The sequence below is a fragment of the Streptomyces daliensis genome (assembly GCF_054782395.1).
The window spans coordinates 20264-33691 of record NZ_BAAGSO010000030.1; the positions used below are offsets into that span (position 1 = coordinate 20264).

Below are 13428 nucleotides of genomic sequence, written 5' to 3' on the forward strand. Positions count from 1 at the left end.
GGCCCCCGGAGGAGGCGGCTTACGGGGCCGGGCTGTCCGCTGACGTACGGGGCCCGGCGGGGGCGCCTTCGGCCGCGACGGGCTCGTCGCGCACCGGCTCATCGCGCACCGGCTCGTCGGCGGGCGGAGCGGCGGGTCCGTCGGCCACATCGGCGGGCTCCGTGGACGTGTCCTCGGGCTCCGGGGTCACGCCCGGTGCCTTCGGCGGCTCCGCCTGGGGGCCGTCGGGGCGGCGGAACATGCGGGTCGCGGTGATCTCGCCGTGGACCGTCTCGCCCTCCGGGTCCTGCTGGGGCAGGCCGGGCCGCAGGTGCTCCTCGACGCTGATGTACTTCAGCCCCGCGCGCAGGTCCGCGTCGTTCCGCAGCCGGATCACGAGGGGGAACTCCGCCAGCGCCGTCGTGTCGAACAGGCCCGTCGTGTAGAGGAGCTGGACGCCCAGCGCGTCGGCCACGGCCCGCTGGAGCTCCAGCAGATACGTGGCGTTGGCGCGGCCGATGGGGTTGTCCAGGAAGAGGGTGCCCGCGTGGCGGTGCTTCTCGTCGCCCCTGTCGTTGCTGCGCAGCGCTGCCATCGTGCAGTAGAGGGCGATGGCAGCCGTCAGCAACTGGCCGCCGGAGAAGACGTCGCCCATCTGGCCGACCGGTACGCGCTCGGCGCGCAGCACCGCGTCGGGCTTGAGGATCTCCACCGACACCCCGCGCGGCTGGAGCGCCGCGTGGACACCGCGCAGCAGCAGTGACATGCCGTCCCTGCGCAGGTCCGAGTTCTTGCGCACGGCGGAGCGCGTGGCCTCGTCGATCACCTCGCCCAGGCGCTCCGTCAGCGTGGCCTGGTCGGGGTCGTCGAAGCGGATGCGCAGGAACTCCTGGCCCGACCACTCCCCCAGCCCCTCCGGCAGCCGCGAGAGCCGCTGGGCCGAACGCAGCGTCGTCAGCGAGGACTCGACGAGCCCGCGCAGCCGGTCCACGATGCTGTCGCGGTTGCGTTCGAGCTGCTCCAGCTCGTCCGTGAGGACCCGTAGCCGGGGCGCGAACGCCTCGGCCCACGCCGCCGCGTGCTCCGGCAGCGCCGCCGCGGGCAGCTCCCTGATCTGCTGGCGTGCCGGGGTGCGCACCTGCTCGTAGCGGGTGGAGTTGGCGTGCCGTACCAGGACGTCGCTCGCCTCGCGCACGGCCTGCTCGGCCGCGCTGAGGTCAGCGGCGCAGCCGCGCAGCGAACGGCGTGCCTCCGCCGCCGACTGGCGGGCCTCGGTGAGGCTGCCCGCGTACGCCTCGGTGCGCTCGGGCTCCTCGTCTGGCGCGGTGGCGTGCGGGTCGCGCAGGAGATCACGGAGCATGGCGGCCGTCTCGTCGAAGCCGCCCGCCGCGTCCTCGGCCGCGCGGTGCGCGCGCACCAGCTCGCCGTGCGTCGTGCGCGCCGCATCCAGCGCGTCGTCGCGGGAGGCCAGTTCGCCGTTGGCCGTGCGCAGCAGGGTCTGGGCCGCTCCGGCGTCGGCGGGGACGAGGTCCTCGGGCAGCTCCGTGTGCGCTTCGCCGTCCTCGGGAGCGAGACGTTCGGCCTCGCCGCGGAGCCGTCCGAGCTGCTCGCTGGCGGCCGAGGCGCGGGTCTCCAGGTTCTGTACGAGGGCCTCGGCGCGGGCCGCCGCGGCCTGGCGGGAGGGCCCGTCGGCCCCGTCGGGCCCTTCGAGGAGCTGGGCAGCGCGGGTACGGACCTTGTTGGTGAGGCGGTCGAGCGCGGCGAGGGCCGCCGACTCGTCGCTCTCGGCCCGCGCCTGCTCGGCGCGCAGATCGGCGCCGACGCCGACCTTCTCGTAGAGCTGCGAGGCCGAGCGGTACGCCTCGCGCAGCGAGGGCAGCGAGGTGGGCGAGGGCTCGGCAGCCTGCTCCTCGTCGAAGTCGTCGGGCACGCCCGCGATCTCGGCGCGTTCGGCGCGCAGTGCCCGCGCGGTGCGGCGTGCGTCGTCGGCACCGCGCTGGGCCGCGCGGCGGTCCTCGTCGGCGGCGCGGGCGCGCTCCACGAGGGCTTCGGCGCGCTCCTCGGCCGCCGCTGTCTCGTCGGCCAGTTCGCGCAGCCTGGTCTGCCAGTTGGCGCGCTCGCGCAGCCGGAAGGCGAGCCCGGCGAGGGCGTCGGCGCTGCGCCGGGCGCGCTGGGCGCGCTCCTGCCGCTCGTCGCGGGCGCGTGCGGTCTCGGCCGCTGCCTCGTCGGCCTCGGCGCGTGCCGTACGGGCCTCGGCCAGGCGGGCGCGCGCGGCGTCGGCGGCCGTACGCGCCTCGCTCGCCGCAGCGGCCAGCTCGGCGAGCCGTCCGGGCGGGCAGCCCGTGCGCCAGGAGGCGAGGCGGGCCGCGAGCGCGCGGTCGGCGGTCAGGCGTGCGGCGAGGGCGCGGATCTCCTCGTCCCGTGAGGCGGCGCGCAGCCGCAACTGCTGGCGTTCGTCGTCCGCAGCGTGCTCGTCGTGCATGGCGGGGTTCGGCGGGACGAGGAACACGTCGGAGCGCCGGTCGCCCTCGGAGCCCGGCGCGGGGGTGGGCGCCAGGAGCGCGGCCGCGGTGCCCACGGCCACGGCCGAACGCGGGAGCAGTGTGGCCTCCGCGAGGACGTCGCGGGCCCTGGCGTGGCTGGCGGGGTCGGTGATGACGACGCCGTCGACGAGTTCGGGGCGCGCCGAGAGCACGGCGGCGTGGTCGACGGGATCGACGGCCTGGGCGAGATAGCGCCAGCCGGGGAGCGCTGGGATGCCGTACTCGCCGAGGTACTCGACGGTGGCGGTGACATCGGGTCCCGGCGGCAGCAGTCCGCCGTCGCCGAGGGCGCCCAGCATGCGGGAGTCCTCGGCGGCTGCGGTGCGCAGCTCGAAGAGCTGGCGCTCGGAGGCGCCGACGGAGTCGTCGAGCAGTTCGCGCAGTTCCTCGGCGTTGCGGTCCAGCTCAGCGGCGCTGAGGCCCCCGGCTTCCGGGGCGGCGACGGAGGCGGCGTCGTGCTGGTGCGGGGCGGCGTCGGCGTCCGCCGTCCCGGCGGTCTCCTTGCCGGTGCGCTGCCCCGGGAGTCCGGCGCCCCGCTCGGCGCGGCCCGCGCCGTGGTGGGGCATCCCGAGCAGTTCGGCGAGCCGCTCCTCGGCGCCCAGCGACTCGGCCGCGCGGCGCTCGCCGTCGTAGGCGGCCTCGGCCGCCTCGGCCGCGTCCACGGCCCGCGCCGAGGCGAGTTCGGCGGCGGAGTGCTCGGCCGCCGCTTCCCGCGCCTGCTCGGCGGTGCGCAGCGCGGTGTCCCTGGCGCTCTCCCAGGCGGCGACCGCCTCCTTCTCCGCGTCGCTGGCGGCGAGCGCGGCGCGCGCCGGATCGGCCTCGGAGCCGGAGCCGGGGTCCGCGCCCTCGGGGGTCTCGATCCAGCCGGCGCGCACGGCCTCGGCCGTCTCCTGCTCGACCTCGGCGAGGCGCTGGCGCAGATGCTCCGTCTCGCTGCGCGCCCGCTGTGCCTCGGTGGCGGCCGCCGTGGCGTCCCTGTGGGCCGCCTCGCTCTCGGTCTGGAGCGCGGCGGAGCGCTCCTCGCCCTCGGCTGCGATGTTCTCGCCGCGTTCGGCGGCGGCGTGCAGGGCCCGGACGAGTTCGGCCGCGGCCTTGGCGCGGGCCGCCAGCGCGGGTGCCGCGTCGCGCTCGGCCTCCTGGATGGCGGCGGCGACGCGCGCCGAGCGGTCGGCGGCCGTGCGGTGCTGGAGCACCGTCTCAGCCGCCTGCCAGGCGGAGTGCAGGGTGCGGGCCTCCGTCAGCTCGCGGCGCTGCGCCGCCGCCGACTTCTCGGCCGCCGCCAGGGCGAGCGAGGCGTGGCGGTAGGCGAGTTCGGCGGCGACGAGCGAGGAGCGGGCCCGCGCGGACCGCGCCTCCTCGACGGCGCGCTCCGCCTCGTCCGCCTGCTCGGCCAGCTCGGCGGCGCGGCCCCGCTCCTGGGTGCCGCGCGCCGCGAGGCGGCGGGCGAGGGTGCGGGTGCGGTGCTCGGCGGCGCCGTGGATCTCGCGGGCGCTCTCGCGCTGCACGGCGGACTCGGCGATGCGGTTGAGGAGGTCGAGGGAGCCCGCGGTGAAGTCGCGCTCGGCGGTCAGCTCGGCCCGGCGGCCCAGCTTGTGCGCGAAGCCGTGCACGAGGTCGGCGAGGCCGTCGGTGTCCCGGGTGTCGGTGACGGCGCGCAGCAGCAGATCGGTGAAGTCCGAGTCGTTCTTGACGGCGAAGAGGCCCGCCGCCTCGCCCTCGTCGGCGTTCATCTCGCGCTGGTAGCGGAAGAGTTCGGGGTCCAGGCCGAGGGCCGTCAGATGCTCGTTCCAGCGCTCGTGGATCTCCTCCCAGACGACGTCGAGGTTGGGATACGCCTTGCCCGTCTCGGTGAGGACGTCACGGAAGCCCTTCATGGTGCGACGCCGTCCACGCGCGGAGGACGCGCCCTCGGACGAGGGGCGCAGCGCCGCCGACTCGGCGACGGGCAGGGAGTCCAGGCTCATGCCGGGCCCGGGGCGGAACGAATACCACGCCTCGGCGAACTTCCGCGGGTCGTTGGACACCTGCCGCCCGCGCCACTCGCTGACCTTGCCGACGACGATGCTCTCGCCCGTGAGCGTGTGCTGCCACTCCAGCGCCACGTGGCCGCAGTCGTCGGCGAGCAGGAACTTGCGCAGCACGCCGGAGCTGGCGCCGCCGAGGGTGTTGCGGTGGCCTGGCAGCATGACCGAGAAGATCAGCTTGAGCAGGACGGACTTGCCGCCGCCGTTCTCCAGGAAGAGCACGCCCGCGGGCGCGGGGCGGCAGGGCGGGCCCGTCGGCTCGTCCTCGAAGAAGTCCGCCTGGGCCGGGGCGGGGCTGGGCACCGGGTCGCCGACTCCGCGCAGGTCCAGGACGGTGTCGGCGTAGCGCGCACCGGCGGGCCCGATGGAGTAGAGGCGGATCCGGGACAGCTCGTACATGGCGGCGGGCTCTCGTTGTCTCGTACGGAGTGGGGCTGGGTCTGGGTCTGGCGGGGGCTGGGTCTGGGCGGGGGCCGGATCAGGCAGGGGGGCGGTCAGGAGTGGAAGGGCAGTCCGGCGTCGGCCGCGACGTTCAGATCGTCGCCCTCGTCGGGCGGCAGCAGGCTGGCGCTGCCGTCGCTCACGGGGACGACGCCCAGCTCCAGCAGCTCCGCCATGGCGGCGTTCCCCGCCATGTCGCGGACCTGGAGCTGATAGCGGGCCGTGGTGCGGTAGGTGCCTCCGGCGTCGTCCCCCGTGCGCTGGAGGAAGCCGGAGTCGACGAGGAAGGTGACGGCCTTGGCGATGATGCCGGTCGTCGAACCGGCGAGCCTGCGGGCGTCCTTGGTGGCGCCTGTGGAGCTGCGGCGTGCGTACACCCGCCAGGCGGCCTCCAGCCCTGGCGCTCCGGTGGCCGGGTCGGTGTTCTCGCCCTCCACCTCGGCGCGCTCCTCCAGCCTGCGGCACGCCTGCCGGACGAAGGCGTCCACGCCGTTGACGCTGATGCGGCCGATGTAGCCGTCGTCGGCGAGGTCCTCGGGGCGGGGGAAGGCCATGGCGGCGACGGCGAGATGCGCGAGGCCGTGCAGGAAGCGGTCGCCGGAGTCGGCGGTCGCGCGGCGCGCGTAGTCGCCCATGCGGACGGCGAACACGGAGTCCTCCTCGGCCGCGAGCGCCATGCCCGCGCGGGTGGAGACTTCCAGCACGACCAGGCCGAGGCCCGTCGCGACGGCGTCGGCGAGACGGGCGAAGGCGGGCTCGTCGCGATAGCGCCTGAGCAGCTCGGCGTACTCGGCGTCGCGCGCGGGGAGCAGCTTGGGGTGCAGCCCGAAGGACACGAGCCGCGCCGCGTCGGCGGCGTCGGCCGGGGTGACGGCGGACGGCGCGGCGCGCGGTCCGTGCTCGGCGGGACCGTGGCCGCCCCCCTCCACGGCCTCGGGCCCTGCCCAGGACCCGCCGCCGCCCACCGCGCCGTCCACGGGCGCGGCCGTGTGGTCGTCGTACTCAGTCACGGTTGCGGTGCTCCTGGGACTCGGGGTGGAACGGGGATACGGGGGCTCGGAGAGAGCGCGGTGGCGGGGTACGGGACACGGCGGGCCGGGCCCCTCCTCACCTCGGCGCACACGGCGCGGACGGCACGGCGGACGGAGACACCACCGCACCCGGCAACCGCGCCGAGAGCGGCCCCGCGCCCCACGAACCGGGCACGCCGAACAGGCACCCGCCAGCCCACGCCTGACGCGACGGGCAGACCGCGCCACCGACTGTGCGGCACCACGGCGCGGACGACACGGCCCGCCGCGACCACAAGCCCCAAGGCACCACCGCGCCCGGCGACCGCACCAGGGGCCGGTCCGCGCCGCGCAGGCACTCGCGCGGGCAGGTCAGGCCGCTCGCGTACGCCCGGCGTCCGGGGCCCGCCAGGCGGCGAGAACCGTGCCATGGGCCGGGCCACAGATCTCGGCTGCCCGGCCGCGGAAGTGGCCGTCGTCATGCCACCTCCGAGCGTTCGGCGGCCATTCCGGCCGAGTCCAGGAGGGCCTTGCCGACGATGAGATCGGCGCCGCCGAACTCCGCGTCGTCCAGCTCGGTGCCGTCGTCCACGGCGAAGAGCAGTTGCTGTTCGCCCTGGCGGTAGGCCGTGCCGACGGGCGGGCTCGCGGCGTGGACGGCGAGCAGCGCCACCAGGTAGGGAAGTTCGGGATCGCGGCGGCGCGCGTCCGCCAGCAGCCCCGACAGGCGCCGGGGCGCGTCGGCGGGGAGGTCCAGCAGTTCCATCGCGGACTCCAGTTGCTCCTCGCTGAAGCGGCTGTCGTCCGGCGTGGCGATCAGATCGGGCTCCGGCATCTCCGCGCCCAGGTGCTCGCGCGGCGTGGGCGGGGTCAGCAGTACGTCGACGAGATCGCCGACCCGGACAGCCCCGGGCGTGCGCAGCCCCGTGCCGCGCGCGAAGAAGGCGTCCGTCACGCGCGTCGCGCTCTCCAGGGGCAGGGGCAGCAGGGGCGCCACGAGCTGCCCGTACAGATCGAGGCCCGCGCGCGCCGCCGGGGGCGCGAACGCCTGTCTGTCCTGCTCGGCGCGGAAGAGGGGGCCCGCCTCCAGCAGCCGGGACTGGAGCTGGGTGTGGCGGCGGATGCAGTCCTTGACGATGTCCACCAGCTCTGCGGCGCGCCGCTTGTGGTCCGGGCCGCGCTCGGAGGCGGCCTCGTCCCTGGCCTTGCGGATGTTGGTGAGGATGGCGTTCTCGTGGCGGTACCTGTCGGCTACGTGGTCCAGCGCTTCGGCGATCATGTCCGGGACGGTGTTCAGCCAGTCGACCGCGCGGACGTTGCGGCGGGTGGCCTCCAGGGTGCGGCGCAGCGTCTCGGCGTACTGGACGGTGCGATAGCGGGCCTGCTCGGCCGCGAGCTGCGCGTCGGCCAGCCTGCCCCGGTTGATGAGGACTTCGAGCTTGACCTCGGCGGCGATCTGGGCGCTGGTGACATCGGTGTCGAGAGCGCCGACGAGGACGTTCACCGCCTCGTCCGTGGTGCGCAGATAGACGCTCCCGCCGGGCCCCGCGACCTCCTCGATGAGCTTGAAGTCGTAGTCCCTGCGCACATAGGCGCCGTCGGGCCCGAAGGTGCCGTAGACGGCGCGGAAGCCTCGGTCCACGCTGCCGACGTTGATCAGGTTCTCCAGCACCCAGCGGGCGACGCGCTCGTGCTCGGCGGCGGAGCGCCGGGGCGCCTGCGCGGCGACGCGGGGCAGCAGCCTGGCCACTATCTGCTCGTGATCGGCGCCGGTGTCGAAGTCCATCTGGAGAGTGACGAGATCGATCGCGGCGAGCGCGACCTCGGCCATGGCGTACGTGCTGTACTCGCCCGCGAGGTTCGCCTTGCGGGTGTCGAGATCGTGCAGGGGGGCGGTGCACGCGAGCGCGCGCAGCCGACGGGCCAGGCCCTCGTCGGCCGCGGGGCCGGGGGCCGGGGACGGGATGGTCGTCGGCACGTGCTCAGTCACGACGGACACACTAAGCGGTCACACTGACAACAGCCGAAACGGCACGGATGTGGTGGTACGTCCATGCCACCGTGCCTGACCTCGGAAGGCCCCGCGCGAGGCCCGGTACGGCGCCCGTTCCGTCCGCCTTCCGTGCGTCTTCCGTCCGTCGTGCGCCGCTCACCTTCTCAGGCGCGCCCGTAGCCCCCGCCACCGGGTGTGCGCAGCACCAGGACATCGTCCACCCCGGCTTCGGCCGCGTCGCGCCCGGCCAGCTCCTCGACGGTGCCGTCGGCGCGCTCGATCACGTTGACGCCGAGCGCGCCCGGCTCGCCGCCTGCCATGCCGTACGGGGGAACGCGCCGGTGCCCGGTGAGCAGGGCGAGCGTCATCGGCTCCAGGAAGCGCAGGCGGCGCACCACGCCGTCGCCGCCCCGGTGGCGCCCCCGGCCGCCGCTGCCCTCGCGCACGGCGAAGCCGTCCACGCGCACGGGGTAGCGGAACTCCAGCACCTCGGGGTCGGTGAGGCGCGAGTTGGTCATGTGGGTCTGCACGGCGTCGGCGCCGTCGAACGCGTCGCCCGCGCCCGAACCGCTGGCGACGGTCTCGTAGTACTGGACGCGGTCGTTGCCGAACGTGACGTTGTTCATGGTCCCCGAGCCCTCGGCCTGGACCCCGAGGGCCGCGTACAGGGCGCCGGTGACGGCCTGCGAGGTCTCGACGTTGCCCGCGACCGTGGCCGCCGGGTAGGCGGGCGCGAGCATGGAGCCCTCGGGGATGCGGACCTCCAGCGGGGTCAGACAGCCGCTGTTGAGGGGGATGTCGTCGGCGACGAGGGTGCGGAAGACGTAGAGCACGGCGGCCAGGACGACGGAGCTGGGCGCGTTGAGGTTGTCGTCGCGCTGGGGCGAGGTGCCGGTGAAGTCGAGCACGGCCGCGCGGCGTTCGCGGTCCACGGTGACGGCGATCCGGATGACGGCGCCGCTGTCGGTCTCGTAGGCGTACTCGCCGTCCGCCAGCTCGGCGACGATCCGGCGCACCGACTCCTCGGCGTTGCCGCGCACATGGCCCATGTAGGCGCGTACGACGTCCAGGCCGAACTGGTCGATCATCTTGTGGATCTCGGCGATGCCCTTCTCGTTGGCGGCGATCTGGGCGCGCAGGTCGGCGAGGTTGGCGTCGGGGTCGCGGGAGGGGTGGCGTGCCGAGGCGAGCAGCTCCCTGGTCTCCGCCTCGCGCAGGGAACCGTCGCGCACCAGCAGCCAGTTGTCGAAGAGGACGCCCTCCTCGTGGACGGTGCGGCTGAAGGCGGGCATGGAGCCGGGGGTGAGTCCGCCGATCTCCGCGTGGTGCCCGCGCGAGGCGACGAGGAAGAGGAGATCGCGGCCGTCCCGCGAGAAGACGGGGGTGACGACGGTGACGTCCGGCAGGTGGGTGCCGCCGTGGTACGGATCGTTGATCGCGTAGACGTCCCCTGGACGCATGCCGGCCGTGTCACCGCCCGGGTCGCCTTCGGCGCCGGGCCCGCCGTCCGCTCCCGGCCCCCTGCGGCGCAGCACCTCCTTGATGGACTCCCCCATGGAGCCCAGGTGCACGGGGATGTGGGGCGCGTTGGCGATGAGGTTGCCCTCGCCGTCGAAGAGGGCGCAGGAGAAGTCGAGCCGCTCCTTGATGTTGACGGAGTGCGCGGTGTTCTCCAGGCGCACGCCCATCTGCTCGGCGACGGCCATGAAGAGGTTGTTGAAGACCTCCAGCCTGACCGGGTCCACATCGGTGCCGACGGCAGAGACAGGGGCGCGGGCCGCCACGCGCGTGAGCAGCAGATGCCCGCGCGGGTCGGCGGCGGCGCGCCAGCCCGGGTCGACGACGGTCGTCGCGTCCGCCTCGGCGAGGATCGCGGGCCCCTCGACCGTGTCGCCGGGACGCAGGTCGTCGCGCCGGTAGAGCGCCGTCTCGCGCCACTCACCGGCCGTGTGCGTCCGCACCACGTCGGCGGGCTCCAGGTCCCCTTCCCGCTCCCCCTCGGGCGCGGTACGGGCGCTGTGGGGCCCGGCGGCCCCGGTGGCCTCGGCGACGGCCGTCGCCACGACGACGGGCTTGTCCATGACGAAGCCGTACCGCGACCTGTGCTCCTCCTCGAAGCGGGCCAGCATGGTGGCGCAGTCGTCGAGCGCGACGGTCAGGGCCGCGTCCGTGCCCTCGTAGCGCAGTTGCAGGCGTGCGGAGGTGGCGATGGCAGCGTCGGGGATGCCGTCGGAGCGCAGCTCCTCGCGGGTCTGCGCGGCGAGCCCGTCGCACAGTTCCCGCACCTCGGTGAGGCACGCGTCGGTGAGCCGGGCCTCTACGGAGCGCTCGCGCAGCGCGGTCGCGTCGGCGACCCCGATGCCGTAGGCGGACAGGACACCGGCCAGCGGCGGGACGACGACGGTGTCCACGCCGAGCGCGTCGGCGACGGCGCAGGCGTGCTGGCCGCCCGCGCCGCCGAAGCTGGCGAGCGCGTAGCGGGTGATGTCGTGGCCGCGCTGCACGGAGATCTTCTTGACGGCGTTGGCCATGTTGAGGACGGCGATCTCCAGGAAGCCGGCGGCGACCTGTTCCGGAGTGCGGCCGTCCGCCGTCCGTTCGGCGAGCCGCGCGAAGCCCTCGCGCACGGCCTCGGCGTCGAGCGGCGCGTCGCCCCCTGGACCGAAGACGGCGGGGAAGTGCGCGGGCTGTACGCGGCCGAGCATGACGTTGGCGTCGGTGACCGTCAGCGGCCCGCCGCGCCGGTAGCAGGCCGGTCCGGGGACGGCGCCCGCCGAGTCGGGGCCGACGCGGTAGCGGGCGCCGTCGTAGTGGAGCACGGAGCCGCCGCCCGCTGCGACGGTGTGGATGTCCATCATCGGCGCCCGCATCCGCACACCCGCGACCTCGGTACCGAACACGCGCTCCAACTGGCCCGCGTAGTGGGAGACGTCGGTCGACGTGCCGCCCATGTCGAAGCCGACGACCCGCTCGTGGCCGACCTCCGCGCAGGCGCGCGCCATGCCGACGACGCCGCCCGCGGGCCCTGAGAGCACCGCGTCCTTGCCGCGGAAGTGGGTGGCCTCGCGCAGTCCGCCGTTGGACTGCATGAACATCAGCCGCACGCCCCGGAGTTCCCCTGCGACCTCGTCCACGTAGCGGCGCAGCACGGGCGAGAGATAGGCGTCCACGACGGTGGTGTCGCCGCGTGGCACGAGCTTGATGAGCGGGCTCACCTCGTGGGAGCAACTGACCTGCGTGAAGCCCGCCTCCCTGGCGAGCCGCGCGGTCTCCTCCTCGTGCGCCCAGTGGCGGTAGGCGTGCAGCAGGACGACGGCGGCGCTGCGGAAGCCCTCGGCGTACGCGGCGCGCAGCGCCTCGGCCGTCGCCTCGCGGTCCAGCTCCCGCACGGTGCCGCCGTCGGCGGCCATCCGCTCGGGCACCTCGATGACGCGCTCGTACAGCGCCTCGGGGAGCACGATGTGCCGGTCGAAGAGGCGGGGCCGGTTCTGGTAGGCGATGCGGAGCGCGTCCCTGAACCCCTCCGTGGTGACCAGGACGGTGGGCTCGCCCTTGCGCTCCAGCAGCGCGTTGGTGGCGACGGTGGTGCCCATCTTCACGGCCTCGATCCGCTCCGCCGGTACCGGCTCGCCGGGGGCCGTGCCCAGCATGCGGCGGATGCCCTCGACGGCGGCGTCGCGACAGCGCTCCGGGTCGTGCGAGAGGAGCTTCTCGGTCACGAGGCTGCCGTCGGGCCGCTTGCCCACCACGTCGGTGAAGGTGCCGCCCCGGTCGATCCAGAATTCCCATCGCCCGCTCATCCCGCCATCGTGCCAGGCACGGACGCGACGGCGAGGGGTCCGGCGACGTGTCAGGTGAGGCCAGCGGCAGAGAAGTGACGTGGACGGCGGAACCCGCCGGCGACCCTGGGCCCGGGAACCCGTCGGCGCCACCGAACCCCGTCGGGGCACCAGGTCCGGAGCCCGTCAGCGCCCTCCGTCGGGGCTGAGCCTGCCGCGCACGGCGCTCTGGACACCGGCCTCCTCGGCCGGGTCGGCGGCGAGCCTGCGCAGCCTCTCGACGACGCGCGCGTCGCCCGTCGTCGCGCACTGCGCCGCGACCTCGCGGGTGGTCTCCTCGCAGTCCCACAGGCACTCGATGGCGAACCCGGCGGGAAAGGAGGGATCGGTGGCCGCCAGCGCGCGGGCCGCGCGCCCGCGCAACTGGGAGGAGGCGGTCTCGCGGTAGATGTGGCGCAGCACCGGTGCGGCACAGGCGATGGTGAGCCGTCCGGCGCCGTCGACCAGGGGCCACAGGGCCTCGCTGTCCGGGCCGTGACGGCGGATGGTGCGGCGCAGCGCGGTCAGTACGGCGTCGGCGTCCCGGCGCGCGCCCCGGCAGGCGAGCATCTCGGCGGCGACGGCGGCCAGCCCGTCGGGCAGCGTGTCCTCGGGGGCCACGGCCCACTGCCTGGCCCTCTCCAGTGCCGCCACGCTGCGCATCCTGGCGAAGGAGGTGAGCGCGGCCGTGGAGACGGTCTCGTTCGGGTCGGCCGCTGCCTCCTCGATGAGGTCGAGCACCCCGGCACCGTCGCGCTCGGCGAGGTGGCGCAGCGCGGCGGCGCGCGCCGCCTCACGGGGGCCGCGGGCCGCGGCGAGCAGTTCGGCGCGGTCCTCGGGCCCCGCGACGGCGGCCAGGCAGCGCGCCGCCGCGGACTCCCTGTGCTGGGGCGGGTGCTGTTCGTACCCGTCCTGTGCCCAGTCGAGGACCTCGCGGACGCTCCATCCCGGGCGCGGCCCCGAGGTGCGCATCTGACGCTGCCAGCGGTCGAAGGAGCCCTGCTCGCGCACCCGCCGCAGCCGGTCGGCCTGCGCCGGGTGGGCCGTGTCCTCCGCCCAGAGCCGCCAGGGGCGTGGCTCGAAGGCGTCACGCGCGGCGGCGGCGAGTGCCGCGTCGCCCTCCGGGGTGCCGGGGAAGCGGGCGAGCACGGCGGGGCCGAGTGCGCGCAGCCCGGCGTCCTCGTCGCGGACGGCGAGTTCGTCCAGTGCCCACTGCCAGTTGGCGCCCGCCGTGGCGTAGCGGCGCAGCAGGGCGAGCGCGCCCTCGTCCCCGTAGGAGGCGAGGTGGCCGAGCACGGAGAGGGCGAGCCCGGTGCGGGCCTCGGCGTCGGCCGCGTCCCCGAGCTGGTCGTCCGGGTGGAAGAGGTGCTTCTCGAAGTCGTCGAGCCCTGCGTCCAGCTCCATATGGAGGCGGGCGTAGTAGAGCGAGCGGTGCTCGATGTGCCAGTCGCGCCGGGGGTCGTGCAGCACGCACTGGCGAAGCGCGGCGAGCGCTTCGGTACGCGGCGCCGCCAGGGCATGCAGCGTCCCGTCGCCGCGGCCTCGCTGGAGGAGGCCGAGCAGGGTGCCGCTGGGCGCTATGTCGGAATCGACGGAATCGACGAACATAAGGGTCAGCAT

The 13428-nt window shown here is 75.2% G+C and carries 5 protein-coding genes; all 5 read right to left on the bottom strand.

Translation table 11 applies throughout. From position 1 onward, the window contains the following. Nucleotides 1-19: 19 nt before the first annotated feature. Nucleotides 20-4945 (bottom strand): hypothetical protein, encoded by a 4926-nt coding sequence (locus ACYVOO_RS07220; protein WP_461014789.1) that lies wholly within the window; start codon nucleotides 4943-4945, stop codon nucleotides 20-22. Between the two features lie 95 nt (nucleotides 4946-5040). Continuing rightward, the gene (locus ACYVOO_RS07225) at nucleotides 5041-5916 is read right to left on the bottom strand and encodes a hypothetical protein (RefSeq protein ID WP_461014893.1); all 876 of its coding nucleotides are present in this window, start codon (nucleotides 5914-5916) and stop codon (nucleotides 5041-5043) included. Between the two features lie 559 nt (nucleotides 5917-6475). Next, nucleotides 6476-7987 (bottom strand): hypothetical protein, encoded by a 1512-nt coding sequence (locus ACYVOO_RS07230; RefSeq protein WP_461014790.1) that lies wholly within the window; start codon nucleotides 7985-7987, stop codon nucleotides 6476-6478. 167 nt (nucleotides 7988-8154) lie between these two features. Beyond that, nucleotides 8155-11790 (bottom strand): hydantoinase B/oxoprolinase family protein, encoded by a 3636-nt coding sequence (locus tag ACYVOO_RS07235; protein WP_461014791.1) that lies wholly within the window; start codon nucleotides 11788-11790, stop codon nucleotides 8155-8157. Between the two features lie 165 nt (nucleotides 11791-11955). Next, nucleotides 11956-13416, bottom strand: a complete 1461-nt coding sequence (locus tag ACYVOO_RS07240; protein ID WP_461014894.1) for a La RNA-binding domain-containing protein — start codon at nucleotides 13414-13416, stop codon at nucleotides 11956-11958. Nucleotides 13417-13428: the final 12 nt, after the last annotated feature.

What these genes read in the sequence shown, in the direction of transcription:
- ACYVOO_RS07220 (WP_461014789.1), bottom strand. Translation starts at nt 4,945, where the DNA reads ATGTACGAGCTGTCCCGGATCCGCCTCTACTCCATCGGGCCCGCCGGT.
- ACYVOO_RS07235 (WP_461014791.1), bottom strand. Translation starts at nt 11,790, where the DNA reads ATGAGCGGGCGATGGGAATTCTGGATCGACCGGGGCGGCACCTTCACC.
- ACYVOO_RS07240 (WP_461014894.1), bottom strand. Translation starts at nt 13,416, where the DNA reads ATGTTCGTCGATTCCGTCGATTCCGACATAGCGCCCAGCGGCACCCTG.